We start from the raw sequence: 26,677 nt of genomic DNA, 5'->3' as shown, positions 1-26,677 counted from the left end.
GGCATGCATCCTCAAGGCGAAAGTAGGTAGCCGGTGCGATAGGCTTCGAGCCCGGCAACATGGGCGATCACCATGCCTGCGGTGGCCATTCGGCGGGTCGAACGGGCGTAGAGCAAGCCGGCGTTGGCGCAGTGAACCGGGGTCACACGGTCGCCGATCGGGTCGATGATTTCGGCGATCAGTTGTCCGGCCTCCAGGTACTCGCCCGGCAGCACGTGGTACACCAGCAAGCCGCCAACCGGGGTTGCAACCGGTTCTACTGCGGCCAGTGGCGTGGCGGGGTAGGGCAGTTCGGGCAAGGGCGCGGCTTCACCTTCGATTGCGCCGAAATGAATCAGGTAGTCGATCAGCGCCTGGCAGTCGAGGCTGGCCAGCGGATGATTGACGTCGCCTTGACCGCGCAATTCGACGGTCACCGAGAAGCTGCCCAGCGGAATGTCGAAGTGCTCACCGAAGCGCTCCTGCATTTGCCACCAGACCAGGGTGAAACATTCGTCGAACGAATGACCGCCGGAGTCGGTGGCCAGCAGGCTGGCTTCGGCGCCGATGTAGCGCGCCAGTGGCTCGACTTGCGGCCAGGCCTCGGGCGTGGTGTACAGGTGCGCGACGGCTTCGAAATCACAATGCAGGTCCAGCACCATGTCGGCATCGCAGGCCAGTGTTTGCAGGGTCAGGCGCTGGGATTGCAGTTGGGTGCGGGCGGTTTGCCGAGCCAGCGCATTGCGCAGGCTGCTACGGATCAACTCAAGGTTGTGTTGCGGGTCGTCATTGAGTTGCCCTTCGATCTCGTTGCCGACTTCTTCACCGAGGTCAACGAACCAGCGGTTGAAGTTCTGTCCGCTTTCCAGTTCGTAGCGGCCCAGTGGCACGTCCATCAGCACTTGTTCGAGGCCAATCGGGTTGGCCACGGGCACCAGCACGATCTCGCTGCGCAGACGGCCGGCGGCTTCGAGCTCGGCCAGGCGCAGCTTGAGGTGCCAGGCCACCAGCATGCCGGGCATTTCGTCGGCATGCAGCGAGGACTGGATGTAGATCTTGCCTTTGGCCTGGGTCGGGCCGAAGTGGAAGCTGTGGATCTGTCGTGCAGTGCCCGGCAGTGGGGCAAGCAGGTCATGGATCTGGTGGCGCATTTGCAAAAAATCCTAGTGAGTCGGCCCGAGGAACGCCAGCCATCGGCGTTCGGCCAGTCGGAACAGGCCGACCAGCGCAAAGGTGACGGTCAGGTAAATCAGCGCGGCAATGCCGAACGACTGGAAGGTCAGAAAGGTCGCCGAGTTGGCGTCGCGAGCCACTTTCAGAACGTCCGGGACGGTGGCGGTGAAGGCGACAGTGGTCGAGTGCAGCATCAGGATCACTTCGTTGCTGTAGTACGGCAACGAGCGGCGCAGGGCCGATGGCATGATCACGTAGGCGTACAACTTCCAGCCCGTCAGGCCATAGGCTTTGGCGGCTTCGACTTCACCGTGGTTCATGCTGCGAATCGCCCCGGCGAAAATCTCCGTGGTGTAGGCGCAGGTGTTCAGGGCAAAGGCGAGGATGGTGCAGTTCATCGCATCGCGAAAGAACGCATCGAGCACTGGCTGCGCACGGACTGCGGCCAGGCTGTAGATCCCGGTGTAGCAGATCAGCAACTGGATATACAGCGGCGTACCGCGAAACAGGTAGGTGTAGAACTGAACCGGCCAGCGCACGTAGAGCTTGCTGGAAACCCGGGCAATCGACAGCGGAATCGACACCAGGAAACCGATGAAGATCGAGGCGCTGAGCAGCCACATGGTCATCGCCAGACCAGTGATGTGGTAACCGTCGGTGTAAAGGAACGGTCTCCAGTAGTCCTGTAGAAGTTCGATCATCGTACGGCCTCCCGGGCACCGGCGGCATAACGGCGTTCAAGCCTGCGCAGGACAAAGTTCGAAGCGCTGGTGATCAGCAGGTAAATCAAGGCGGCCAGCACCAGGAAGTAAAACAGTTGATAGGAGCTTTTACCGGCGTCCTGAGCAGCCTTGACCAGGTCCGCCAGGCCGATGATCGACACCAGCGCGGTGGCCTTGAGCATCACCATCCAGTTATTGCCAATGCCCGGCAGGGCGAAGCGCATCATCTGCGGGAACACCACGAAGCGAAACCGCTGACCGCGCTTGAGGCCATAAGCTGTGGCGGCTTCGACCTGACCCCGTGGGACGGCGAGGATCGCGCCGCGAAAGGTCTCGGTGAAATACGCGCCATAGATGAAGCCCAGGGTGATGACCCCGGCGCTGAACGGGTTGATTTCGATGTACTCCCATTCCATCAGGTCGGTAAGGGAGGTCAGCCAGGTTTGCAGGCTGTAGAAAATCAGCAGCATCAGTACGAGGTCCGGCACGCCGCGAATCAGGGTGGTGTAGACCTGGGCGGGAACTCGTAGCAGTTTGACGCTGGAGAGTTTGGCAGTGGCGCCGAGCAGGCCGAGCAACACGGCCACCAGCAGCGACAACACCGATAATTTGATGGTCATCCAGGTGCCTTGCATCAGCAGCGGACCAAAGCCCTGCAGGCTGAAGGCGGAAAGCCCGAGGTTTTGTAACAGCTGTTCAAACATAAAATCTGCGACCTGATAACGTGAAAAAAGCGCCCATCACGAGGATGGGCGCCGGGGCCTTACTTGCCGCTGTACAGATTCAGATCACCAAAGTGTTTCTTTTGAATGGTCGCGTAGGTGCCATCATCGTGTAACGCTTTGATACCTTTATCGAGAAGGGCTTTGAGCTCTTTGTTACCTTTCGAGATACCGACAGCTGTTTTGGCTGGCAGCAAAGGATCGTTGACCGGCTTGCTGACTTCATAAGCTGCGCCTTGTGGCGACTTCAAGAAGCCCAGTTCGGCTTGCAGCATGTCCTGGATCGAGGCGTCCAGACGACCGGAAGTCAGGTCGGCGTAGACCTGGTCCTGGTTGGCGTAGGCCTGAGTGGTCACGCCAGCCTTGTCCAGCACGGCCTTGGCGTAGGCTTCCTGGATGGTGCCTTGCTCGTAGCCGACCTTTTTACCCTTGAGCGAGGCTACGTCAGAAATGCCGGAGCCTTTCTTGTAGACCAGTGCGGTAGGGCCGGAGAACAGCTCGCTGGAGAAGTCGATGACTTTTTCGCGGGCTTCGGTGACGGTCATCGACGAGATCACGCCGTCGAATTTATTGGCCTTGAGGCCCGGAATCATACCGTCGAAATCGCTTTCGACCCATTTGCACTTGACCTTCAGCTCGGCGCAGATCGCGTTGCCCAGATCGATGTCGAAGCCCACCAGGCTGCCGTCGGCCGCTTTGGACTCGAACGGAGCGTAGGAAGGGTCAACACCAAAACGCAGTTCTTTGTATTCCTTGGCCAGTGCGGAACCAGCGGCCATGCACAACGCCAGTGCAGAAAGGGTCAGCAATGCTTTTTTCATTATTAAATCCCTAAGAACCAATTTGAGCGCTTGTGGCGCGAAATTATTGTTACTGGACAGCGTAAGACCTTATGAAAGTAGCAATTTCCGAACCAGAGTCCCGAACAAGCGTTTTAAAAGATGATTCAAGACACGTCTGGAGAGGAATCGTGCCCGAAAACGGGCGTTAACAATTTGCCGCACCAAAGTAGAGCGATCTGTGGCGCGCAAGCAAGCTGCCTTGTCACAGATCACCCTCGTGTTACTTACCCGGCACCAAGGTCAGCCGTGTTTTGCCATACACCTTGTCAAAATTCTGCGGTTGCATCGGCAAGCTCATGTATTGGCCTTTGAGCCACGGGTCGATGCTGTCGATATAGTTCGGGCTGGCCGGGTTGCCGGATTGGCCGGTGCCGCTCTGGCCCATCAGCGGTTCGGCCTGGCCGAAGTCGACAATGAAACGCATCGCCGGCACCAGCGTCACGTTGAAATCCTGACCCCAGGTGTAGGCGGCAGCATTCAGCGTGGTGTGGTCACCTCCGGCCGACATGGCGCCGCGCACGGTCTGGCCTCGGCTGTTTTTCCATTCGTAGTGGTGCAGTTTGCCCCACTGCCAGGCTTTGTGATCGCTGCCCATCTGGCTCTCGCCGGCCGTGATGGCCGCGGCCAGGCTGCGGGCGAGAATGGTCGGTTTGTCTTCTTTTTGCGGTGTGCGGATGTCGTCCCAGAACGGGCTGTCTTCGCGACCCAGCAAATGGTCGGCCTGGGCCGAGTAGGACAATTTGCCGTTGGCGACGAAGGCTTTCCACGTCGGGCTGGACTCTGGGCCGAGCTCGTCGAGGAAGATCTGCTTCATGCTTTCTTGCAGGAACAGTTCATAGATCGCTGCGTCGGCCGAAGTCGGGCTGAGCTTGCCGTCGAACGCCATCAAGCGGTTGTAAGCTTCGCGCGCTTTGCCGGCTTCGGCAGCCGGCAGTGCGTCGATCGCCTGTTTGAGTGGCTGGGACATGCCCGGGGCTTCAAACATCTTTTTCAGTTTTGCGGCGAACAGCGTGGTCTGGTCGTACTGCATCGCGATCATGCTGCGGATGTCGTGCTTGCCTGCTGCCGCCAGCTCGGCGATGCGCTCGCCACGCTCGGGCGCGGCCCAGGAGTTGGACAGCTGCATGCCGTAACCATGAGGGATAACCCGCTGGTTGGCGGTGCCGATCCAGCCTTGGGCCGGGTCCTGGTCATAAGGGTGGAGCATCGGGTCGGCGTAACCGTCCCAGTCGTAACGACCTTCCCAGCCCGGCGATGGCAACCCACCTTCGCCTTCGCGGCGGTTCGGGAAGCGCCCGGTGACTTGCCAGCCGATGTGGCTGGCGTCGGCGAACAGCATGTTCAGCGCGATAGCGCGGATTTCACGGCTGGCGTCCGAGGCTCTCTCTGCGCTCTGTGCACGGGACAGGTCGAAGAAGGCGTCGAGGCTCTTGTCGTCGGTAAAGTTCGGCATCTGCAACGCCAGACCGAAACCATTGCCCAGTGCAGTGCCTTGGGCGCTGTTGAGCAACGGGCCGTGACGGGTTTCGTACACGGCTTCGCGAATCGGCCGCTGGCCTTTGACGAAGTAGGTTTCGTTGCGAACCGTCACCGGTTGCCATTTGCCAGCGACTTCGTAGCTCAGGCCATTGCCTTGACGCTTGAGCTTTTCAAGAAACAGGTCCTGGTTATCGCCCATGACCGCGGTCATGCTCCATGCCACTTTGCCGTTGAAACCGGCGAGGATCATCGGAAGGCCTGCAATGGAAACCCCGGCCGCCTGGTACTTCGGCGAACGGATCTGCACGTAGTTCCACAACGACGGCACGCCAATCGGCAATTGGCTGTCGCTGGCCAGCAGGCTCTTGCCACTGCGACTGCGCTGCGGGGCAATCGCCCAGTTGTTCGACGCCGTGGCGCCGAGCAGATTCAATGTGGACAACTGGTCGCCGGCTTTGCTGAGTTCGCTCAGGCCCGGGATCGTACCGTTGAGCTTCACGCCTTTAAGCTTTTCAGCTTCGGCGAGCGGCAGCTTTTCGTCTGGATAGGACGGCGACAGCCACGCGAGTTTGTCTGTGGAGACGGTTTGCGCCATCACCAACGAAGCGATTTCTTGCGGCAGGTTGGCTGACTGGCTGAAGTTCAGCAGGCAGAAAATCAGCGCCGAATCTTCCGGCTTCCAGTATTCAGGTTTGTAGCCAGTGGTGGCCAGGTCCGACGGCAACTTGTCGCGATAGCGGAACAGGTAGGCGTTGACCCCGCGTGCATAGACTTCGAAAAAGCGTTGCAGGCGGGGGGAGGAGGCCTTGTAGAGCTCGTCGGCACTTTTCTTCAGGTTGACTGCACGCATGTAGCGGTCAGCGTCGAGCATCTCTGCGCCGGACATCTCCGACAGTCGGCCCTGGGCCAGCAGGCGCAGGGTGACCATCTGGGTGATGCGATCACTGGCGTGTACGTAGCCGAGGGTGAACAGTGCGTCGTGGAAGGTGCTGCTTTCGATCAGCGGCACGCCCATGGCATTGCGCCGCACTGAAACGTTCTGCGCCAATCCTTTGAGCGGCTGCACGCCTGCGGTGGGGGGCAGGCTGTCCTGGGCATTCCAGGTCTGGCAACCGGTGAGGCTGAGCACACTGGCCACTGCTGCGGCAACGCCGAACCGGGGAAGAAAAGATGTAAAGGCTGGCGAGGCCATGGCAAAGCTCCTGCGGGAGTAGAGGCGCAATAAAGGCGCTACGTTAGTGAGCAGGAGAAGGCCGCGCAAGCGGGTGCCGATCTTATTTCAAGGTTTGTCCGATAAAACAAAGAATTTGACGCGCAGGGTTACCGTTCCATGACTTGCCTATTGGAAAAGGTGGTGCTCAAGTGTCGGGATTTCGATGGTTCGCCAGGAGAAAAATCGCCATGGAACTTCACGCCAACGCAGCGTTGATCCTGATCGATCAACAAAAAGGCATTCACCACCCCAAACTGGGACCGCGCAACAATCCAGGCGCCGAGGAACGGATGGCCGAGTTGTTGAGCGAATGGCGGCGCATGGCGCGGCCGGTGATTCATGTGCAGCACTTGTCCCGCTCGCCGGAATCGGTGTTCTGGCCGCAGCAGTCGGGTGTCGAGTTTCAGGAACGGTTCGAACCGCTTTCGGGCGAGCGCGTGATCCAGAAACAGGTCCCCGATGCGTTCAGCGGGACGACGCTTGCAGCGGGTTTGCGTGAGGCGGGGATCGAGCAACTGATCATTGTCGGCGTGGCGACCCATAACTCGGTCGAGTCGACGGCGCGTACGGCGGGCAATTTGGGGTTTGAAACCTGGGTCGTGGAAGACGCCTGCTACACCTTCGACAAGCTCGATTTCTTCGGCAACCAGCATTCGGCGCAGGAGGTGCACGCCATGTCGCTGGGCAATCTGCACGGGGAATATGCGACGGTGGTTCGCACTGCCGAGATTCTGATGGCTGATTAAAACCTGTGGGAGCGTGGCTTGCCCGCGAAAGGGGCGCCTCGGTACATCAGGCAGACCGCGTTATCGAATGTCGCGGGCAAGCCACGCTCCAACAAAGAGATGCGTGCGGCTAGAAAATCAAGCGCCGTGGCACTTCTTGAACTTCTTGCCATTGCCGCATGGGCAAGGGTCGTTGCGGCCAACGTCTTTCAACGCGTTGCGCACCGGCTCCTGGTGAGCGTGGCCGCAGTTCGGGCCGTGAACATGGCCATGGTCGTGATCATGGTGGTCGTGATGGTCATGATCGTGGTTGCAGTCAGGGCCATGGACATGGGGTTGCTGGGTCATCGAGGTTACTCCGGAATAAAATCGCCGGGAATTATCTCGCCATTATTGGCCAGGTGCACGTCATTGCCGATGAATATTCCGGTTTGAAGCGTTCCTTCCAGGCGATAGGGGATCGGCTGGTCGCGTTTCTTCAGCATTTTTACCACCTCACGCAGGTGTTGCCAGAGGTTGGTGCGGATCGGCACCTGGAAATAGCTGCTGCTTTTCGGGTCGACGGTGAACCATTCGCTGGCCTCGCCTTCGGCCAGCAGGAACTCGCTTAAATGAATCCGGTACTCCAGGCCGCGAACCGTAAGACTGGAGTCGTTGGGGTTGTCGACGCGAAAGTAGAGCATGAATTTCTGCTCAAGGAGTTTGGCGCGCACCACTTCGACTTTGAGCAGATGGACTTGCGGGTCGAGGCTGTCATCAGCGAACCAGGACGCGCAGCCACCGAGGCTCAGGAACATGAACAGGGTGACAATTCGTAAGGCGCGTTGCTGATGGGTCATGGTGGTATTTCTCCTTGACCCCCAGTCTAGCCCCAAAAGATCGCCTCAAACGGTGAAATAACTCGCACAACACTTCTTGAATTTCTGCCCGCTGGCGCAGGGGCATGCGTCATTGCGCCCGGCCTTGAGCTGCACGGTCGGGTCGATGAAGTACCAGCGCCCGGCGTTTTGCACAAAGGATGAGCGTTCGCGGTGGCTGTGCTCGCCGGTGCTGTCGTGCCAGCGTGCGGTGAAGGTGACGAATGCATGTTCGGGCTGACCGCCGAAGACCTCGGAGCTTTCCACCTCAAGGCCGAGCCAGGTGCTTTGCGCGCTCCATTCGCTGATCGACTGACGATCCAGGCCTGCCTGTTGGGCGGGCAGGGTGGTGGCCACCAGATAGTCGATCAGGCCCAGCACATAGGCGCTGTAGCGCGAACGCATCAAGGCTTCGGCACACGGTGCGGGGTGGCCGGCGTGGTAGTGGCCGCAGCAGGCATCCAGCAGGGTGCCACTGCCGCACGGGCAAATGGACGTACTCATTGTGTTACCACCAGTATTTTCCGAAGTTTTCCGGATTGGCCCAGAACCGTGAATTGAGCCAGTCAGGCACTTGTTTGTAGTCAAGCAGATCGTAGGTAAAGAGTGTCAGGACCTGTTCGTCACGCTGGAAGCGTTCGCTGGCCTGCAGTGCCAGGGAAAAGAAGTCGGTTTCTTGCCAGCCGCAGGCTTTCAGGTCCGCCAACACTGCGATGCGGCTGGCGTTGAGATTGCGTATCCCGCCGAGCAGGTTCAGGCCATCGCGTTTGGGCAGATGCTCAAGGCAGTCGAGTGCCAGCGCCAGGTCGAAGCGTTGTGCGGCAAGCTCTGGTGGCAGAGGGCCGGGCGCGACTTGCGCGACGCAGGCATCCGGGTGCGCGAGCTTGAACGCTTGGAGCGCGGGGAAGTCGCTGGCGCCGATCAGCAACAGACGTTGTGGCGCATAACGGTCGAGCAAGGCAGCGAGTGCTTGCTGGGGCGTGCGCGAAGAAATACCTGCGGTCATCGAAGATCCTCTATCAGATGTGCGAAGACTAGCCTGCCCGAACGTGCGGGCCTAGAGGCGGTTTGCCGACAATGGCGAGGCCTGGTGTAAATAGGCGGCGAAAAGCCATGGAGTCGAACGTGTCATGGACCGCTGGTCGACGGTTGCGACGCTCTAAACCGCCCGTTCAGAAGAATTTTCGTTGGCCTCTGGCTTATCCGTTGCGGAAGTCGGTACTGTGCGCGCAAAGAATAATGATCTGCGGGGGGCGTACATGAAGGTGCTTTGGGGCTTGGGGAAGGGTTTGACCCTGTTGTTCTGGCTGGTAGTGCTGGTCAATCTGATCAGCCCGTTGATCAATCCGTTTCATCTGATGATCAATCTGATTGGCTGCCTGTTGCTGATGACCCATGTTGTGGAGCTGGTGCTCTTTAACCGCAACCTTAAAGAGCGGGCTCATCCGTGGCGTGATCGCTTGCAGATCCTGATTGTCGGTATTTTCCATGTGCAAACACTTGCAGCCCCTGCCGCCGGGGAGGTTCGCCATGCGTAAGCTCTGCCTGCTCGCCGCCTTGATCAGCCCGATGGCGATGGCTCAAGTGGTCACGGTCGAGACCAACTCGCTGCTGCGTTTGCCCAATACCACCAGCACTTTGCAGCTGGAACGCCTGGAAGTCGCCGATAATGGCACACTGCTGATCCCCTCCAACGTGACCGAACTGAGCGTCGGCGAGTTGCGTCTGGGTCGTGAGGCACGGATTGCGATCGTCCCCAGCGAACAGCCTCTGCAACTCAATATCAGTCGTGCGCAGCTTGCCAGTGGCAGCCAGATCACCTCGCGAGGCGCACCGGGCACCTACCTCAAGGCCGCCCGCGCCGGGCGCAACCTGAATCTGCGGATTGCCTCGCTGAACGCGCCCGAGTTGTCGGTGGATGCCCGTGGCGGCGCCGGTGCGCCGGGTTACGTGGGGCTCGATGGCGGCAACGGCCAGGAGCCGGGCTGCACGTGGGGCCAGGCCGGGCATGGGGCGGATGGCGATAATGGTGGCGATGGTCATGCCGGGGCGCCGGGCGCGCAGGTCCGGGTGGAATTGCCGCGTGATTACCCGGCCCGGCAGATCAAGGTGCTGGTCGACGGTGGCGCCGGCGGCGTGGCCGGTGCCGGTGGCAAGCCAGGCGCAGGTGGAAAGGCCAAGGGTTGTTTCGTCTACCGTGCCGACGGCGGCAAAAGCGGTCGCGCAGGTGCGCAAGGTCAGCCAGGTCCTGCCGGCGCGGCAGGTGCCGTGACGGTACAGCGGTTGTAACGACTGGCAAGGGGCGCACGACCCGACCCGTAGCAGCTGGCTTCGCCAGMTGCTACGAGGGGAAATCCTTAGAACATCGGCCGAGCCGAAGCCACCGCCACCAGCAACAATCCCAGCGACAGATTGATCCCCACCAGACGCCGAATCTTGCCCAGCGTCGCGGCACCCGTCGGCCAATCCTCGGCCAGCACCGCTTTACGCAACTCCGGCAGATTCAGCGCCTGAATGCGGATAAACAGCGCAGTCATCACCAGGTACAGCCCCATCATGATCTGCACGTAACGCGGCGCGGTTTCAAAACCGCTGAAGCGCAGATGAATCAGCCCGACACCACTGATCGGCAAGATCACCACGGCGACCCAGACCCAGACAAAAAAACGTTGAAACACTTCTACCCACAGCTTCAATCGCGCAGGCCCTTCAAGTGCCTTCATGGCGGCGGGGCGCAGGACCATCCAGGCGAAAAACATGCCGCCGACCCAGATCAGGGCCGCCAGTACATGCAGGGTATAAATGAGGGCGAAAGGTGTCATTGGGGTACTCCGTTCTGCGCGGGATTAATTAGCGGGGTATGATAGCCGCCGAACCGAACCACTGAAAATTTATCCAGCGTTTTTTGCGCCCGACAATCCATGATCAGCACTGAACTCAAAACCACGATCCAGGGCGCCTACTCGCGTTTTCTCGAAGCCAAGAGCCTCAAGCCGCGTTACGGCCAGCGCCTGATGATCGCCGAAATTGCCAAGGTCCTCGGTGACATCGACACCGACGACGAAGGCCGGCGCAGTGGCGACCCCGCGATTGTCGCGGTGGAAGCCGGCACCGGTACCGGGAAAACCGTGGCCTACAGCCTGGCGGCGATTCCGACTGCCAAGGCCGCCGGCAAACGCCTGGTGATCGCTACCGCAACCGTCGCCCTGCAGGAACAGATCGTCTACAAGGACCTGCCGGACCTGATGCGCAACAGCGGGCTGAACTTCAGCTTTGCGCTGGCCAAGGGTCGTGGCCGCTACATGTGCCTGTCCAAGCTCGACATGTTGTTGCAGGAGGGCCACGCGCAAACCGCTACCGCGCAGCTATTCGAAGAAGAAGGCTTCAAGATCGAGGTCGATGAAGCCAGTCAGAAGCTGTTTACCAGCATGATCGAAAAGCTTGCCGGCAATAAATGGGACGGTGACCGCGACAGTTGGTCCACCGCCCTTGAAGATGCGGACTGGGCGCGCCTGACCACCGATCATAGCCAGTGCACCAACCGTCATTGCCCCAACTTCGGTCAGTGCGCCTTCTACAAGGCCCGCGAAGGCATGGGCAAGGTTGACGTGATCGTCACCAACCACGACATGGTCCTCGCCGACCTGGCGTTGGGCGGCGGTGCCGTCCTGCCCGACCCGCGCGACACCATCTACGTGTTCGACGAAGGCCATCACCTGCCGGACAAGGCGATCGGCCACTTCGCCCATTACACGCGTTTGCGTTCCACCGCCGACTGGCTGGAAACGACCGCCAAGAACCTCACCAAGTTGCTGGCCCAGCACCCGCTGCCGGGCGATCTGGGCAAGCTGATCGAACAAGTGCCGGAGCTGGCGCGAGAGATCAAGACCCAGCAGCAGTTCATGTTCACCGCCTGCGAACAGGTTGCCGAATTCAAGCCCGGCGAAGACGTCGAGGGCCGTGAACGGCCGCGTCATCGTTTCGTTGGCGGGGTGATTCCCGAGCATATGCGCGAGATGGGCGTCGAGCTGAAGAAAGGCTTTGCCCGCCTGACCGATGTCTTTACCCGGCTCACCGAGCTGCTCAAGGAAGGCATGGATGGCGAGGTCAACATCGGCATCGCCAGCAATCAGGCGGAAGAGTGGTATCCGCTGTTTGGCAGCCTGCTGTCCCGTTCCCAGGGCAACTGGGAGCTGTGGACCGCGTTCACCGCCGAAGACCCGGAAGACAACCCGCCGATGGCGCGCTGGCTGACCCTGGCCGAAAGCGGTTCGCTGTTCGATATCGAGGTCAACGCCAGCCCGATCCTGGCGGCGGAAATGCTCCGACGCAACCTGTGGAATGTGGCTTACGGTGCACTGGTGACCTCGGCCACCTTGACCGCACTGGGCACCTTCGACCGTTTCCGCATGCGCGCCGGCCTGCCGAAAAAGGCCGTGACGGCGGTGGTGCCGAGCCCGTTCCATCATGCCGATGCCGGCGTGCTGCGGGTGCCGGACCTGCGCGCCGACCCACGGGACGCGGCCGCGCACACCGCGGCGATCATTCGTGACCTGCCGGAACTGGTCGAAGGCTCGCGCGGCACACTGGTGCTGTTCTCTTCACGCAAACAGATGCAGGACGTGTTCGACGGCCTGGACCGCGACTGGCGCAAGCAAGTGTTCATTCAAGGCAACCTGTCGAAGCAGGAAACCCTGAACAAGCACAAGGCGCGGGTTGATGGCGGTGACTCCAGTGTGCTGTTCGGCCTGGCGAGTTTCGCCGAGGGCGTCGACTTGCCGGGTGCTTACTGTGAGCACGTGGTGATCGCCAAGATCCCGTTCTCGGTCCCGGACGATCCGGTCGAAGCCGCGCTGGCTGAATGGATCGAAGCCCGGGGCGGTAATCCGTTCATGGAAATCTCGGTGCCCGACGCCTCGCTCAAGCTGGTTCAGGCTTGCGGGCGCCTGCTGCGTACCGAAGAAGATCGCGGCACCATCACCTTGCTTGACCGGCGTCTGGTCACGCAACGCTACGGCAAAGCTATCCTCAACGCGCTGCCGCCGTTTCGCCGCGAAATATCTTGAGACACGGTGGGCGAAATCGCCCACTTCGTTGTCTATCCCCCTTCACCGATTCCACACAGGCCGTTCACCGGTCGTTAGGGAGAACCTGGTTCATATGATTCGCCGTTCGTTACCCGCTGTTTTTGCCCTGATGTTCGCTGCGCCACTGTTGGCGGCTCCGGCTGGACAACAGACGCTGTTCAACTTTGTCCGGCCCGCCGATGTGGTCCAGGTGGCGACTCAGGACGCCAGCCTGCCGCAGTCCAATGCGGAGCAAACGGCCGAAGGTGAAGTGCTGCGCCGGGTGACCTTCAACCCGGCGGCGCAACCGAACCTGCGCCTGACTCCGCAAAGCGGCGCCTGGGACTGGTCGCAGTCTGGCGTCATGAGCCTGCGTATCCAGAGTGCGATGAACTGGCCTGTGACGCTCTACGTGAAAATCCAGAGTAACGACGGCAAGACCCTGGTCAGCCGCATCGATTTGCCGGCCGGGCCTGCGCAAACCTTGCTGGTTCCGCTGACACCGAGCTCGCCGTTGAGCCAGGGCCTGAAAGCCGGGCCGCCAATGCCGATCACTGTTGAAGGCCAGCGTGTATTGCTGGCCAGCAGCACGGGTGAACTGGATCGCAGCCAAGTGGTGTCGGTGACACTGTCGATGGATCAGCCAAAAGTCGCCCAGAGCATCATGCTTGAGCGCTTTGGCGTGCAGGACGGCGACGCGGTGGTCAAGGCCGCCTACGGTTCGTTAGTGGACGCTTATGGTCAGTCCACGCGAGCGAAATGGCCGGAAAAAGTCGCCAGCGACGAGCAGCTCAAAGCCGCGGCCAATAAAGAACAACAGCAACTGAAAACCTGGCTGGCCGAGCGCCAGCGTTCGTCTTTGGACAGGTTCGGTGGCTGGAGCAAAGGCCCGGCCTTCAAGGCCAGTGGCTTCTTTCGCACTGAAAAGCGTGACGGTCGCTGGTATCTGGTGACCCCGGAAGGTCACCCGTTCTATTCCCTGGGGGTCAATACGGTCACCGCCGATACCAGCCAGACCTACGTCGCCGGGCGCGAAGCCATGTTCGAGTCGTTGCCCGCTAACGACGAGCCATTGGCCGGCCATTACGGTGAGGGCGACAACCGCAGTGGCAATGGTGCCGATCAGGGGCGCGGGTTCAATGCCGGTCGCTGGTATGACTTCTACGGTGCCAACCTGCAGCGCACTTATGGTCAACCATGTGCGGTTGTGACTGAAACCAAGGCTGATGAAGCCAAGGCCGAAACCGCCACAACCCCGTGCGCCTCCCACACGTTCGACGAAAAACGCTGGACCGGCCATACACTCGACCGCCTGCAAGCCTGGGGTTTCAACACCATCGGCGACTGGAGCGCTCCGGCGCTGGGCTTGAATGACCGTGTGCCGTACACCTTGCCGCTGTCCATCGTCGGCGATTACGCCAGCATCAGCACCGGCACCGACTGGTGGGGCGGCATGCCCGATCCGTTCGACCCGCGTTTCGCCATGGCCACCGAGCGTGCCGTGGCCATTGCTGCACGCGATCACCGTGACGACCCATGGCTGATCGGTTACTTCGCCGATAACGAACTGGCCTGGGCCGGTCCCGGCGATGACCCGAAGGCCCGCTATGCCTTGGCATACGGCACCTTGAAAATGACCACCGATGTGCCGGCCAAACGGGCGTTCCTCAAGCAACTGCGGGATAAATACCGTAACCAGGCGGGCCTGTCGAAAGCCTGGGGCATTGACTTGCCGGCCTGGGAATTGATGGAAGACCCGGGTTTTGTGCCACCGCTGCCAAGTGCGGAGCACCCGGAAATTGAAGCCGACTTCAAATATTTCCAGAAAGTTTTCGCCGACACTTACTTCAAGACCATTGCCGATTCGTTGAAATGGCACGCCCCCAACCACCTGCTGCTCGGTGGTCGGTTTGCCACCAGCACACCTGAGGCAGTCGAGTCTTGCGCGCAGTACTGCGACGTCCTGAGCTTCAACATGTACACGCTCAAACCTCAGGACGGTTATGACTTCGCCAAGCTAAAGGCGTTGGACAAACCGGTGCTGATCACCGAGTTCAACTTCGGTTCGCGTGATCGCGGTCCGTTCTGGGGCGGTGTGACGGAGCTGGCGAAGGAAGAAGACCGTGGGCCGGCCTACGCCAATTTCGTCAAGCAAGCGGTGAGTGAGCCGTCGATTGTCGGCGTGCATTGGTTCCAGTACCTCGATCAACCGGTGAGCGGTCGTCTGCTGGACGGTGAAAACGGCCATTTCGGTCTGGTCGGGATTACCGATCTACCGTTCCAGGGCTTTGTCGAGAGCGTGCGCAAGGCCAACTTGCAGGCCGTCGATCAGCTCGGTAAAGAAGCCGGGAAGGCCAAGGCTGCGGCGGATAAAGCCGAGAGTGCCAGTCATGACGACGCAGGTGGGAAAAAAGGTCGCGACAGCAAGGGCGCAGGGCAGGGGGCAGGCCATGCAGGTGGGCATTCGGCCAATGGTCATTAAAGCCTGAGATTACGAGGTTCACGGCCCGCCCCTGTTCCCAAATCCCTCAAGGGCTGGAACAATGCAGGTCATTGTGTCGAAACGTTTTTTCGGAGAGTTACGGGTGCTGATTCAAGGTCATTACGAGCTTAAATTTGAAGCGGTGCGTGAAGCTTTCGCGGCACTCTTCGACGATCCCCAGGAACGTGGCGCGGCACTGTGCATTCAAATCGGCGGTGAAACCGTCCTCGATCTCTGGGCCGGTACTGCCGACAAGGACGGTCACGAGGCTTGGCACAGCGACACCATTGCCAACCTGTTCTCCTGCACCAAGACCTTTACCGCGGTGACCGCCCTGCAACTGGTCGCCGAAGGCAAGTTGCAGCTCGATGCCCCGGTCGCCAGGTATTGGCCGGAGTTCGCCGCTGCCGGCAAGGAAGCGATCACCTTGCGTCAGTTGCTCTGCCATCAGGCCGGTCTGCCGGCCTTGCGCGAATTGCTGCCACCAGAGGCACTCTACAACTGGCAAACCATGGTTGACGCGCTGGCCGCCGAAGCCCCTTGGTGGACGCCCGGTGAAGGCCATGGTTATGCGGCGATCACTTATGGCTGGCTGGTTGGGGAATTGCTGCGCCGCGCCGATGGCCGTAGTCCGGGCGAGTCGATCGTGGCGCGTGTTGCGCGACCGCTGGGGCTGGATTTCCATGTCGGCCTGGCGGATGAAGAGTTCCATCGTGTGGCGCACATCGCGCGTGGCAAGGGCAATGTCGGCGATGCGGCGGCGCAACGCTTGTTGCAAGTGACGATGCGTGAGCCGAAGGCCATGACCACTCTGGCGTTTACCAACCCGCCATCGATCATGACCAGTACCAACAAGCCCGAATGGCGTCGTATGCAACAACCGGCAGCGAATGGCCACGGCAATGCCCGCAGCCTGGCCGGGTTCTACAGCGGTCTGCTCGATGGCAGCCTGCTGGAAAGCGAAATGCTCCAGGAACTGACTCGCGAGCACAGCCTGGGCGAAGACAAGACTTTACTGACCCGGACCCGTTTCGGTCTGGGTTGTATGCTCGATCAACCGGACGTACCCAACGCGACCTTCGGCCTCGGCCCTCGAGCGTTTGGTCATCCGGGTGCTGGTGGCTCCATCGGTTTCGCTGACCCGGAACATGATGTGGCCTTCGGTTTTGTGACCAATACCCTTGGGCCATACGTGTTGATGGACCCACGTGCGCAGAAGCTTGTGCGGGTTTTAGCCGCTTGTCTGTAAAGGGTAGCTTCAAGGCATTTTTTTGAAAAAAACTTGCCCAATGGTCGCAGGACGGAACCCTGTGGCTTCTATAGTTTCAAAGCGTCTGTTTTATACGGGTCGTAGCGGCCCACAGCTTCTTATCTCATTTTGTGGATATCCCCATGTCACTGAACAAATCTCTAGCCTTGGCACTGTGTCTCAGCATTACCGGTTGCGCGCAAACCCCACAAAATGATGCAGACGGGGGCCACTGGTGGTCATTCGGTTCCGGTTCGGACAAGGTTACGGACAAAGCCGCTGCCAAACCTGACGCGAAGGCCGCTGAAGACGCTGCTGCCGCCAAGGCCAAATCGACCGCAAGTGCTGCTGCGCCAACTACGCCGGCTACAGTTCCAGGCTCTTCAGCTGCCGCAGCAGCCAAAGCCGATAGCGAAAGCAAATGGTGGTGGCCGTTCGGCGACCAGCCAAAGGCTATCACTAAGGCCGACATCAAAGATGTGCCAATGCCTGATCCGAAAATCACCCAGGCCTGGCTGGACAGCTACGAGCCACGCTTGCGGTCTGCGGTCCAGGACGGCCACATGCAGGTTGAACGTCGTGAGAACGTACTGGTGGTCGTAGTGCCAGTGGATGACTCTTTCAACCCGAAACGTCCAGCCATGCTGCTGCCGTCGTCCCTGGGGCAGTTCACCAAGATCGCCAAGCTGGTTGAGCCCGACAACCAGGCTGCCGTCCTGGTACTTGGCCACGGCGACGCTGTGGGCACAACTTCCGACGCTCAACAACTGAGCAAGGACCGTGCGACTTCCGTTGCGTCGATCTTCAGCCTCAGTGGTTTGAAGCGTGATCGTCTGATGTTGCGTGGCATGGGCAGCTTGATGCCGCGCGCCGCCAATGACAGCGCCCAGGGCCGTGCCTTGAACCGTCGCGTGGAAATCATGCTGACCCAGCGCACCACCATGCTGGCATTGCTGAACAAGTACAGCCAGCCGACCCCACCACCGGTGGAAATGGTTGCAGCGCAGCCCGCCAAGCCCGCAGCGCCAGCTGTGGCCGCGAAAAAAGCAACGTCGAAGAAGAAAGGCGCTGTCTCGAAAAAGGCTCCGGCGAAGAAAGCTCCGGCCAAAAAACAGCCGGCCAAGAAGCCAGCTGCAGCCAAAGCGGACACTGCAGAAAAAAGCACCAGCGGCCAGTAATCGGCCAGCAACTGACTGATCAAGCACAAGGAAAACGCTATGCCCCGGACTTTGGCTGATATGCGTCGTGACTACACTCGCGATGGTTTGACCGAGGCTCAGGCCCCGGCCGAGCCATTCGCGCTGTTTCATCAGTGGTTTGCCGAGGCGGTAAATACCGAACAACCTCCGGTCGAGGCGAATGCCATGACCCTGGCCACGGTTGATCAGGACGGTCGCCCGCATTGCCGGATCCTGTTGCTCAAGGGGCTTGATGATCAGGGTTTTACCTTCTTCACCAACTACGACAGTGCCAAGGGTCAGCAGCTGGCGGGCAATCCGTTTGCTGCCATGACCTTCTTCTGGCCGACCCTGGAGCGCCAGGTGCGTATCGAGGGGCGGGTGGTGAAGGTTACGCCGCAGGAGTCCGATGCCTATTTCCAGGTACGGCCGCTGGGCAGTCGCCTGGGGGCCTGGGCGTCTCCGCAGAGTCAGGTGATTGCCGATCGTGCCGAGTTGGAAGGGCTGCTCAAAGTCACTGAACAGCGCTTCAGCGATAGCCAGCCGCATTGCCCGGAACATTGGGGCGGCTATCGTTTGTTGCCAGAACGCATCGAGTTCTGGCAAGGTCGGGCGAGTCGTTTGCATGACCGTCTGAACTATCGTCTGCAAGGCGCGGACTGGAGTCGCGAGCGCCTGGCACCGTAAACCGGCTACACAGTGGGGTAGGTGGCAGCCGCCGCCTCCAGCCACTGTGGCAGGTCCCGACGTTTGATATTCTGCTGCCGGGCCATGGCCAATTGTTGCAGCATGAACGCCTTTTTCCGCTCGTCATTGCCGGCAAGTGCCAGCGCCAGATCACGGTCCATCCAGCGTTTGATCCGTACGTACAGCCACCAATGGAAGTACAGCCCGGCAACGGTGGTGGCGACAATGATGAAGTAATCCATGGAAATCCTTGATGCAATGGCGCAGATTCTGGAATTTGGCGCTACTGTGTGATGAGTTCTCAAGTGCGACTGTACTGCACCTGAATGAAACCAATTTTATCCGGGCGGTGCCGTGACAGGCGTCAAGCTGCGGAGTTTAATGAATACCTGTCCTTTGGAGTTGATGCTATGCGCAAGTCTGTTTTGCTGGTTGCTTCTTTTTCTACGATGGCGATGTTGCTCACTGGTTGCCAATCGAACCTGACCGGTGACTCCTACTCCCGCGACGAAGCACGTCGGGTGCAGACGATCCGTATGGGTACCATCGAATCCCTGCGTCCGGTGAAAATCGAAGGCACCAAAACCCCGATCGGCGGCGTAGCCGGTGCGGCCGTTGGCGGCGTTGCCGGCAGCTCCGTGGGTGGCGGCAAAGGCAGCATCGTCGCAGCAGTGATCGGTGCAGTGGCCGGCGGCCTGGCGGGTTCTGCCATCGAAGAAGGCGTGACCCGTACCCAAGGCGTGGAAATCACCGTTCGCGAAGACGACGGCAGCATGCGCGCCTACGTTCAGGAAGTTCAGCCAAACGAAGTATTCCGTGTTGGCGAACGTGTGCGTATCTCCACCGTCGGTGGCACCAGCCGCGTTTCGCACTAAGTTTTACGCGGTTAAAACAAAACCCCGATCAGGTAACTGGTCGGGGTTTTGTGTTTTTGGCTGAGTGTTTTGTTAGACCACTACAGCACACTTTGGCTGTGTGAACTCAGAAATAAATCCGGTTATTCAGGGCACTCTATTGATGCTATTGCGACTGGCCGCTGCGGTTACCGCGTAACCGATCAATGCGGCGAGGATCGAGCCGGTGAGAATGCCCATGCGGTCCATGCCAGCGTATTCGCTGCTGCCAGGCACAAAGGCCAGGGAGCCAACGAACAGGCTCATGGTGAAACCGATGCCGCAGAGGATTGCCACGCCGAGTACCTGACCCCAATTGGCGCCAGCGGGGAGCGCCGCAATACCTATTTTGACGGCCAGCCAGGTCAGGCCGAAGACACCGACGGTCTTGCCCAGCAGCAAACCGGCGGCAATGCCCATTGGTACGTGGTGGGTGAAGCTCTCAAGGTTAACGCCAGCCAGTGAAACACCGGCATTGGCGAAAGCGAACAACGGCAGGATACCGAAGGCCACCCAAGGGTGCAGCGCGTGCTCCAGGCTCAGCAATGGCGAAGGCTCGGCATTTTTGGTGCGTAGCGGAATGCAGAACGCCAGGGTCACACCGGCCAGCGTGGCGTGGACACCGCTCTTGAGTACGCACACCCATAGAATCAGGCCAATGATCATGTAGGGGCCGAGCTTGACCACCCCTAGACGATTCATCGCCACCAGCGCCACCAGACAGGCAGCGGCCAGCATCAACGACAGCGTCGACAATGCGCCGGAGTAGAAGATCGCGATGACGATGATTGCACCCAGGTCATCGATGATCGCCAGGGTCATCAAAAACAGCTTCAGCGAGACCGGCACACGCTTGCCCAACAACGCGAGCACGCCGAGGGCGAAGGCGATATCAGTGGCCATCGGGATCGCCCAACCGCCCAGGGCCGGCGGGTTGTCCTTGTTGAGGAACCAGTAGATCAACGCCGGCACGACCATGCCGCCGATGGCCGCTGCGCCTGGCAGGACGATCTGCGACGGTTTGGACAGGTGGCCTTCAAGGATTTCGCGTTTGACCTCGAGGCCGATCAACAGGAAGAACATCGCCATCAGGCCGTCGTTGATCCATAACAACAGCGGCTTGGCGATTTTCAGGGCGCCGATCTGGGCGACCACGGGAGTGTCCAGCAGGCCGTTGTAGAGCCAGGACAGCGGTGAGTTGTTGATGATCAGGGCAAGAGCTGCGGCGGCAATCAATAACAGACCGCTGGCAGCTTCCAACTGAAAGAAACGCGTGAAAGTGCTACGCAGAGGCAAGGTCGCTCTCCATCTATCGATTCAAAAGGTGGACCACCCTAACCCGTACGGTTAGTTGTTAAAACAAAAGTTATATTCTTTTTTGTTATATGTCGTTACAACGATGTCGCCCGGACCCGGCCTGAGCCTAGCAGTTGGCTGGCGTATTGGGCCTCAGCTGTACCTGTGCGTTATGCAGGTTTTTTCCTAAGCTTGTTGATTGAGCCTTTCGACAAGGTCAATCCATTGCCTGTTGTCACCGCCAGGTTTTCCTACGCCTATTCGATTCAATGAGAAAAAGACCATGAGCGACAACCGTCAGTGGGCTCGCGAAGCCATCCGGATCATCGAAGCCGACTTCCAGCGCAGCGCCGATACGCACCTGATCCCTTTGCCACTGCCGGGATTGCCGGGCATCGAGTTGTACTTCAAGGATGAATCCAGTCACCCCACCGGTAGCCTCAAGCATCGGTTGGCGCGCTCTCTGTTCCTTTATGCGCTGTGTAACGGCTGGCTCAAGCCGGGAGCGCCGGTGATCGAGGCGTCCAGCGGTTCGACGGCGATCTCCGAGGCGTATTTCGCGCGCTTGCTCGGCTTGCCGTTCATTGCCGTGATGCCGGCCACCACATCTCAGGAAAAGATCGCGCAAATCGCCTTCTACGGCGGTAAAAGCCATCTGGTGCAGGACCCGACACAGATCTACGCCGAGTCCGAGCGTCTGGCCCGGGAGCACGATGGTCATTTCATCGACCAGTTCACCTATGCCGAACGCGCCACCGACTGGCGAGCCAACAACAACATTGCCGAGTCGATTTTTCAGCAAATGCGTTTCGAACGTCATCCTGAACCGAGCTGGCTGATTTCCAGTCCTGGAACGGGCGGCACCACCGCGACCTTGGGGCGCTACGTGCGTTATCGCCAGCATTGCACCCGTGTGTTGTGCGCCGATGCCGAGCGTTCGGTGTTCTTCGAGTACTACCAGACCGGCGACGCGAGCTTGCGCCTGGATTGTGGTTCACGGATCGAAGGCATTGGCCGGCCGCGGGTCGAGGCGTCGTTCTTGCCGAAAGTCATCGATGCGATGGTCAAGGTGCCGGATGCGTTGTCGCTGGCGGCCATGCATTATTTGGCGCAGCGTCTGGGCCGGCATGTGGGAGGCTCGAGCGGGACCAACCTGATCGGCGCCTTGATGGCGGCGCAGCAGATGGTAGCAGCGGGGGAGAGTGGCTCGATCGTGGCGATTCTGTGTGATAGCGGCGAACGTTACGCGACGACCTATTACAATCAGGATTGGTTGAAGGCCCAGGGATATGAGTTGAGTGGCCTGATCGCGGCCGTTGCGGCCAGTGCCGAGCGCGGTGAGCCGCTGCCGACCAGCGTGTTGCGCGCAAACATCTGAGATCGCTCAGACGCATAACATTCCTGTGGGAGCGAGCCTGCTCGCGATTACGGATTAACATTCAACAGAGATGTTGACTGATCCGCCACTATCGCGAGCAGGCTCGCTCCCACAGGGTTTTGGTCAGGCCTCGATACCGAGGATATCCCGCGCCACCGCTTCGGCAATGCGAATCCCGTCGACACCCGCCGACAGGATCCCACCGGCATAACCGGCGCCTTCCCCGGCCGGGAACAGGCCTTTGACGTTCAGGCTCTGCATCGACTCGTTGCGGGTGATCCGCAGCGGCGAAGAGGTGCGGGTTTCGATCCCGGTCAGTACTGCGTCGTACAGCGAGTAGCCGCGAATCTGCTTCTCGAAGGCCGGCAAGGCTTCACGAATGGCGTCGATGGCAAACGCCGGCAACGCCAGCGCCAGATCGCCCAGCGCAACCCCGGGTTTGTAGGAGGGTTCGACGCTGCCCAGCGCCGTCGACGGCTTGCCTGCGATGAAATCGCCGACCAGTTGCGCCGGTGCTTCGTAGTTGCTGCCACCCAGCACAAAGGCGTGGGACTCCAGACGCTCCTGCAACTCGATCCCGGCCAATGGGCCGCCCGGATAGTCGACTTCCGGGGTGATGCCCACAACAATCCCGGAGTTCGCGTTACGTTCGTTACGCGAATACTGGCTCATGCCGTTGGTTACCACACGGTTCGGCTCGGACGTCGCCGCCACCACAGTACCGCCCGGGCACATGCAGAAGCTGTAGACCGAACGACCGTTCTTGGCGTGGTGCACCAGTTTGTAGTCGGCCGCACCGAGTTTCGGGTGACCGGCGTATTTGCCCAGGCGCGCGCTGTCGATCAGCGATTGCGGGTGTTCGATACGGAAACCTACCGAAAACGGCTTGGCTTCCATGAACACGCCACGGCCGTGGAGCATGCGGAAGGTGTCGCGGGCGCTGTGGCCGAGGGCAAGAATCACGTGTTTGGAGTGGATCTGTTCGCCGCTGGCGAGCTCGATACCGGTCAACTGGCCGTCTTCGATCAGCACGTCAGTGACTTTTTGCTGAAAGCGTACTTCACCGCCCAGCGCGCGAATCTGCTCACGCATGTTTTCGACGACGCCCGTCAGACGGAACGTACCGATGTGCGGTTTGCTGACGTAGAGGATCTCTTCCGGCGCGCCGGCCTTGACGAATTCGTGCAGGACTTTGCGGCCGTGATGCTTGGGATCCTTGATCTGGCTGTACAGCTTGCCGTCAGAGAATGTCCCCGCGCCGCCTTCACCGAATTGCACGTTGGACTCGGGATTCAGCACGCTTTTACGCCACAGGCCCCAGGTGTCCTTGGTGCGCTGACGCACTTCCGTGCCGCGCTCAAGAATGATTGGCTTGAAGCCCATCTGCGCCAGCAGCAGCCCGGCGAAAATCCCGCACGGGCCGAAACCGACCACGATCGGCCGTTGGTTCAAATCCGTCGGAGCCTGGCCAACGACCTTGTAGCTGATGTCCGGCGCCGCATTGACGTTACGGTCATCGGCGAACGTGTGCAGCAACTTCGCCTCATCGCGCACACTGAGGTCGATGGTGTAGATGAAGCACAGTTCGGAGGACTTTTTGCGCGCGTCGTAGCTGCGCTTGAACAAGGTGAAATCGAGCAGGTCTTCACTGGCGATGCCCAGGCGTTGCACGATGGCAGGCCGCAGGTCTTCTTCGGGATGGTCGATCGGCAGCTTGAGTTCGGTGATTCGTAACATGACGGGGTCCGGTTCGCGGGGGCGCACAACTGCGCCAAAGGCGTTTCACAAACCGGCGATTATAAGCCTCAACGGCCCGTTCCGGTGAGGCTAAAACAGCATCCTGTCGAATCAGTCGTTACGCGAGCCGCCGAAATACGCGCAGCCACGTTGTACCTGGCCGTTGACCCGCAACTCGGCGCTCATGAATTGAACGCTGCCACGGGTACTGTCGACGCAGCGTTGTGGCGCAATCCAGAGCTCAACGTGTTGGTCATTGGCTTCGCTGCTGAGGCTGAAACGCCCGTCACCGAGTTGTTCTTCCAGAAACGGCAAGGCCAACGCTGGCTGGCCGGCGCGCTCGACCACCATGCCCTTGGTGTTGACCTTGACGTTCCAGTCGGGCGTGCTGCCGCTGGCACGCAGGATCAGCCGCTGGAAGTTGGGGTCTTCACAGGCCGCGCTCGAACGCTCGACGCGGTATAGCTGCTGCACGTCGAACTGGGCACCCGCATCAGCTGATTTGCCAGTGGCAACCCGGCCGCGCACGTCAGCGAAAACCTTGTGCTGCGGGCCTGCCAGTGTTGCAGCTTCCTGCAGGATGCTGGTGCTGCCGGCGTCATTGACGACATACAGCTTGTTTTCCTGGCACGGCTGAAACATCAGCTTGCCATTGTTCATGCTGAGTTCGCCCTGCATGCGGGTCAGGCCCGCCATGGACGGTTTCTCAGGCTGGCTCTGCAGCAACTGGCAACCGGCGAATACAGGAAGCAGGGCGACAAACATCAGGGAACGGGCAGCACGCATCGTTGGGTCTCCAGACAAGTGCCGCCACGTTACTCAGCATGAGCAGCGATCACAAGGCATGAGTTGGGCTTGTTCAGGGTCTGATGTGTGCTCAGGTTACATTCAGCTGCACATCAGGTGTCGGTGGTAAAAGTTTTGGGGATATCTTGTTGGTCTGTCTCGACTGAAGGAGGTCTTATGAAGGATGCATGGAAGGTGTTTTTCGTGGCGCTGGGGATGGCAGCTTCGTTGCAGTGTCTAGCGGCAGAAATTGCGTTTTCGTCTGCCTCTGATTTTACCGCGATGAGCTTGGAGCTCAGGACGGTAGACAATCTCAATCCACAGTCAGTAGGGCTTCATGTCACGCTCAGCCCGGATGCGCAAGGCCGATTGGCGCAAGTGACTCGTCAGGCGCTGCACCAGCCCTTGAGGCTGTTCATCAATGGGCAACTGATCTCGACCGCGACCATTCAATCGGTTGTCGAAGGACCGGGTCTGATGATATCCGTGCCGAGAGAGATAGCCCGCAAGCTTGTTCCAACGCTATTGGAGCTTTCCGCCCCTTAGTGCGGCGCTGATACCGCGCCGCACACAGGTGTCATCAGCCGACGTTATACGTTTGGCCAGTCTGTAAGCCCTCTACGCTTTTCGCGTAGGCCAGCGCCACATCGGCGGCTGGGACCGGTTTGAATCCGCGGAAGTACGGTGCGTAGCTGCCCATGGCTTCAACCAATACGTTAGGGCTGACCGCGTTTATCCGCAGACCGCGTGGCAATTCGATAGCCGCCGCTTTAACGAAACTGTCCAGGGCGCCGTTGACCATGGATGCCGAGCTGCCGGTACGAATCGGATCGTGGCTGAGAATGCCGGTGGTGAAGGTGAACGACGCACCGTCGTTGGCGAAATCCCGACCGATCAACAGCAGATTGACCTGGCCCATCAGCTTGTCTCGCAAGCCCAGTTCGAAGTCTTTTTCGGTCATGTTTGCCAGCGGCACGAAGTTGACGCTGCCGGCGGCGCAGATCAGCGCATCGAATTTACCGGTCTGTTCGAACAGCTTGTGGATCGAGGCGCTGTCACTGATATCGACCTGGAAGTCACCACTTTTGCGGCCGATACGAATGATTTTGTGACGCTGGGACAGTTCCCGGTCAATGGCCGAGCCGACAGTGCCGGAGGCTCCAATCAAAAGAATTTTCATCGTGCGAATCCTCAAGTGGGTGAATGTGGTTTCAGTTTAGTGTGGTTTTTTTTATTGATAAGCGTGCTAATGAGCAACCTTTGGTTTTCAAATGGAAACAATCCATGAGCGAAATGGATGATCTGGCGGCGTTTGCAGTGTTGATCGAGGCCGGTAGTTTCACGCTGGCAGCGCAGCAACTGGGGTGTAGCAAGGGGCAGTTGTCCAAGCGCATCAGTCAGCTGGAAACACGTTTCAGCGTAGTGCTGTTGCAGCGAACCACGCGGCGTTTGAGCCTGACGGCGGCCGGTGCGGCGTTGTTGCCGCAAGCGCAGGCGCTGGTGATTCAGGTAGAGCGGGCGCGACAGGCCCTGGCACGCTTGAAGGACGATATGGCAGGGCCGATTCGGATAACGGTCCCGGTGTCGTTGGGGGAGACTTTTTTCGATGGGTTGCTGCTGGAGTTTTCCCGAGAGTACCCCGACGTGCAGATCGAACTTGAGCTGAACAACAGTTACCGCGACTTGTCGCGGGACGGGTTCGATCTGGCGATTCGTTCAGAGGTGGCCAACGACGAGCGAATGGTGGCCAAGCCGCTGTTGGCCTGGCACGAGATGACCTGCGCCAGCCCGGCTTATCTTGAGCAGTTTGGTGAGCCGCAGACGCCGGCAGACCTGGCCAATCATCGTTGCCTGCTCAACAGCCATTACAGCGGTCGGGAAGAGTGGCTGTATCACCAGCAACATGAACTGTTGCGGGTGCGGGTCTCGGGGCCGTTCGCCAGCAACCACTACAACCTGCTGAAGAAGGCTGCGCTCGCCCATGCGGGGATTGCGCGCCTGCCTTCTTACTTGCTCCAGGCTGAATTGGCCGATGGCCGTTTGCGCTGGCTGCTGCGCGATTACCAGACGCGCAGCATGCCGATGTATCTGGTGCATCCGTATCAGGGCGGCTTACCCAAGCGCACACAAGTATTGGCCGATTACCTGATGAGGTGGTTCAAGCGCAGCGGCGAAGCACTGGATCGGCTGTAGCAGCTGGCGAGCCGGCGAGG

27 protein-coding genes are annotated in these 26,677 nt (G+C 59.8%); 12 read left to right on the top strand and 15 right to left on the bottom strand.

What is annotated here, in order from left to right:
* Positions 1-11: 11 nt before the first annotated feature.
* From AC1DIH_RS20000 to AC1DIH_RS19980, 5 genes are all read right to left on the bottom strand, one after another.
* A complete protein-coding gene (locus AC1DIH_RS20000; RefSeq protein WP_103315462.1) occupies positions 12-1,130 on the bottom strand; it encodes a succinylglutamate desuccinylase/aspartoacylase family protein in 1,119 nt (372 codons plus the stop codon).
* A 12-nt stretch (positions 1,131-1,142) separates the two neighbouring features.
* Positions 1,143-1,853 (bottom strand): ABC transporter permease, encoded by a 711-nt coding sequence (locus AC1DIH_RS19995; RefSeq protein WP_477769275.1) that lies wholly within the window; start codon positions 1,851-1,853, stop codon positions 1,143-1,145.
* Positions 1,850-2,578, bottom strand: a complete 729-nt coding sequence (locus AC1DIH_RS19990) for an ABC transporter permease (protein ID WP_427533518.1) — start codon at positions 2,576-2,578, stop codon at positions 1,850-1,852. Before AC1DIH_RS19990 ends, AC1DIH_RS19995 begins: the two co-directional genes overlap by 4 nt.
* Positions 2,579-2,637: 59 nt before the next feature.
* The gene (locus AC1DIH_RS19985; protein ID WP_054595992.1) at positions 2,638-3,417 is read right to left on the bottom strand and encodes a transporter substrate-binding domain-containing protein; all 780 of its coding nucleotides are present in this window, start codon (positions 3,415-3,417) and stop codon (positions 2,638-2,640) included.
* A 241-nt stretch (positions 3,418-3,658) separates the two neighbouring features.
* Positions 3,659-6,109 (bottom strand): penicillin acylase family protein, encoded by a 2,451-nt coding sequence (locus tag AC1DIH_RS19980; RefSeq protein ID WP_477772999.1) that lies wholly within the window; start codon positions 6,107-6,109, stop codon positions 3,659-3,661.
* Between the two features lie 209 nt (positions 6,110-6,318).
* On the opposite strand from AC1DIH_RS19980, the gene AC1DIH_RS19975 reads away from it, so the two are divergent.
* A complete protein-coding gene (locus AC1DIH_RS19975; RefSeq protein ID WP_477772998.1) occupies positions 6,319-6,876 on the top strand; it encodes a cysteine hydrolase family protein in 558 nt (185 codons plus the stop codon).
* Between the two features lie 117 nt (positions 6,877-6,993).
* On the opposite strand, the gene AC1DIH_RS19970 is transcribed toward AC1DIH_RS19975, so the two are convergent.
* Genes AC1DIH_RS19970 through AC1DIH_RS19955 form a run of 4 tightly spaced genes read right to left on the bottom strand, consistent with a single transcriptional unit; the run spans position 6,994 to position 8,718 of the window.
* Positions 6,994-7,203, bottom strand: coding sequence for an SEC-C metal-binding domain-containing protein (locus AC1DIH_RS19970; protein ID WP_007906737.1), 210 nt, complete (start codon positions 7,201-7,203; stop codon positions 6,994-6,996).
* Positions 7,204-7,208: 5 nt separating this feature from the next.
* Positions 7,209-7,694, bottom strand: a complete 486-nt coding sequence (locus AC1DIH_RS19965) for an LEA/WHy family protein (protein ID WP_477772997.1) — start codon at positions 7,692-7,694, stop codon at positions 7,209-7,211.
* Positions 7,695-7,739: 45 nt separating this feature from the next.
* Positions 7,740-8,216, bottom strand: coding sequence for a YchJ family protein (locus AC1DIH_RS19960; RefSeq protein WP_054595996.1), 477 nt, complete (start codon positions 8,214-8,216; stop codon positions 7,740-7,742).
* Between the two features lie 4 nt (positions 8,217-8,220).
* On the bottom strand, positions 8,221-8,718 hold the full coding sequence (locus AC1DIH_RS19955; RefSeq protein ID WP_477772996.1) for a DUF6231 family protein: 498 nt from the start codon (positions 8,716-8,718) through the stop codon (positions 8,221-8,223).
* A gap of 253 nt (positions 8,719-8,971) precedes the next feature.
* Between AC1DIH_RS19955 and AC1DIH_RS19950 the strand changes: the two genes are divergently transcribed.
* Both AC1DIH_RS19950 and AC1DIH_RS19945 read left to right on the top strand, forming a co-directional pair.
* Positions 8,972-9,250, top strand: coding sequence for a DUF1145 domain-containing protein (locus AC1DIH_RS19950; RefSeq protein ID WP_477772995.1), 279 nt, complete (start codon positions 8,972-8,974; stop codon positions 9,248-9,250).
* On the top strand, positions 9,243-10,001 hold the full coding sequence (locus AC1DIH_RS19945) for a collagen-like protein (protein ID WP_477772994.1): 759 nt from the start codon (positions 9,243-9,245) through the stop codon (positions 9,999-10,001). The genes AC1DIH_RS19950 and AC1DIH_RS19945 overlap by 8 nt, the downstream gene beginning before the upstream one ends.
* Before the next feature lie 68 nt (positions 10,002-10,069).
* On the opposite strand, the gene AC1DIH_RS19940 is transcribed toward AC1DIH_RS19945, so the two are convergent.
* On the bottom strand, positions 10,070-10,534 hold the full coding sequence (locus AC1DIH_RS19940) for a CopD family protein (protein WP_019692163.1): 465 nt from the start codon (positions 10,532-10,534) through the stop codon (positions 10,070-10,072).
* A 99-nt stretch (positions 10,535-10,633) separates the two neighbouring features.
* Here AC1DIH_RS19940 and dinG point away from each other — a divergent pair, with 99 nt between their 5' ends.
* The 5 genes from dinG (at position 10,634) to pdxH (ending at position 18,374) form a co-directional block, all read left to right on the top strand.
* Positions 10,634-12,778 (top strand): ATP-dependent DNA helicase DinG, encoded by a 2,145-nt coding sequence (dinG, locus tag AC1DIH_RS19935; protein WP_019692164.1) that lies wholly within the window; start codon positions 10,634-10,636, stop codon positions 12,776-12,778.
* A gap of 94 nt (positions 12,779-12,872) precedes the next feature.
* Positions 12,873-15,260 (top strand): beta-galactosidase, encoded by a 2,388-nt coding sequence (locus tag AC1DIH_RS19930; protein WP_477772993.1) that lies wholly within the window; start codon positions 12,873-12,875, stop codon positions 15,258-15,260.
* A 103-nt stretch (positions 15,261-15,363) separates the two neighbouring features.
* Positions 15,364-16,509, top strand: coding sequence for a serine hydrolase domain-containing protein (locus AC1DIH_RS19925; RefSeq protein WP_477773052.1), 1,146 nt, complete (start codon positions 15,364-15,366; stop codon positions 16,507-16,509).
* Positions 16,510-16,652: 143 nt separating this feature from the next.
* Positions 16,653-17,687, top strand: a complete 1,035-nt coding sequence (locus AC1DIH_RS19920; RefSeq protein WP_427536890.1) for an OmpA family protein — start codon at positions 16,653-16,655, stop codon at positions 17,685-17,687.
* A 39-nt stretch (positions 17,688-17,726) separates the two neighbouring features.
* Entirely contained in the window at positions 17,727-18,374 is a 648-nt protein-coding gene (gene pdxH, locus AC1DIH_RS19915) for a pyridoxamine 5'-phosphate oxidase (protein WP_054596003.1), read from the top strand.
* A gap of 5 nt (positions 18,375-18,379) precedes the next feature.
* On the opposite strand, the gene AC1DIH_RS19910 is transcribed toward pdxH, so the two are convergent.
* Positions 18,380-18,616: a hypothetical protein gene (locus tag AC1DIH_RS19910; protein ID WP_427533533.1), complete on the bottom strand. Its 237-nt coding sequence runs from the start codon at positions 18,614-18,616 to the stop codon at positions 18,380-18,382.
* 168 nt (positions 18,617-18,784) lie between these two features.
* Between AC1DIH_RS19910 and AC1DIH_RS19905 the strand changes: the two genes are divergently transcribed.
* Positions 18,785-19,249 (top strand): outer membrane lipoprotein, encoded by a 465-nt coding sequence (locus AC1DIH_RS19905; protein WP_427533534.1) that lies wholly within the window; start codon positions 18,785-18,787, stop codon positions 19,247-19,249.
* Positions 19,250-19,375: 126 nt separating this feature from the next.
* Here the strand turns inward: AC1DIH_RS19905 and nhaA are convergent, their stop codons facing one another.
* On the bottom strand, positions 19,376-20,563 hold the full coding sequence (gene nhaA, locus AC1DIH_RS19900) for a Na+/H+ antiporter NhaA (protein WP_477772992.1): 1,188 nt from the start codon (positions 20,561-20,563) through the stop codon (positions 19,376-19,378).
* A gap of 283 nt (positions 20,564-20,846) precedes the next feature.
* Between nhaA and AC1DIH_RS19895 the strand changes: the two genes are divergently transcribed.
* Complete coding sequence (locus tag AC1DIH_RS19895) at positions 20,847-21,941, top strand: PLP-dependent cysteine synthase family protein (protein WP_477772991.1); 1,095 nt, start codon at positions 20,847-20,849, stop codon at positions 21,939-21,941.
* A 123-nt stretch (positions 21,942-22,064) separates the two neighbouring features.
* Here the strand turns inward: AC1DIH_RS19895 and AC1DIH_RS19890 are convergent, their stop codons facing one another.
* Positions 22,065-23,678, bottom strand: coding sequence for an NAD(P)/FAD-dependent oxidoreductase (locus AC1DIH_RS19890; protein ID WP_477772990.1), 1,614 nt, complete (start codon positions 23,676-23,678; stop codon positions 22,065-22,067).
* A gap of 111 nt (positions 23,679-23,789) precedes the next feature.
* Positions 23,790-24,464, bottom strand: coding sequence for a COG3650 family protein (locus AC1DIH_RS19885; RefSeq protein ID WP_477772989.1), 675 nt, complete (start codon positions 24,462-24,464; stop codon positions 23,790-23,792).
* 177 nt (positions 24,465-24,641) lie between these two features.
* On the opposite strand from AC1DIH_RS19885, the gene AC1DIH_RS19880 reads away from it, so the two are divergent.
* Positions 24,642-25,010, top strand: a complete 369-nt coding sequence (locus tag AC1DIH_RS19880; protein WP_477772988.1) for a hypothetical protein — start codon at positions 24,642-24,644, stop codon at positions 25,008-25,010.
* A 34-nt stretch (positions 25,011-25,044) separates the two neighbouring features.
* On the opposite strand, the gene AC1DIH_RS19875 is transcribed toward AC1DIH_RS19880, so the two are convergent.
* Positions 25,045-25,644 carry a short chain dehydrogenase gene (locus AC1DIH_RS19875; protein WP_477772987.1) on the bottom strand — a complete coding sequence of 200 codons (600 nt, stop codon included), beginning with the start codon at positions 25,642-25,644 and terminating at the stop codon, positions 25,045-25,047.
* Between the two features lie 104 nt (positions 25,645-25,748).
* On the opposite strand from AC1DIH_RS19875, the gene AC1DIH_RS19870 reads away from it, so the two are divergent.
* The gene (locus AC1DIH_RS19870) at positions 25,749-26,657 is read left to right on the top strand and encodes a LysR family transcriptional regulator (RefSeq protein WP_477772986.1); all 909 of its coding nucleotides are present in this window, start codon (positions 25,749-25,751) and stop codon (positions 26,655-26,657) included.
* Positions 26,658-26,677: the final 20 nt, after the last annotated feature.

It is taken from the genome of Pseudomonas sp. 05N36, from assembly GCF_056397385.1.
This window is presented reverse-complemented; position numbering and strand designations above follow the sequence as displayed.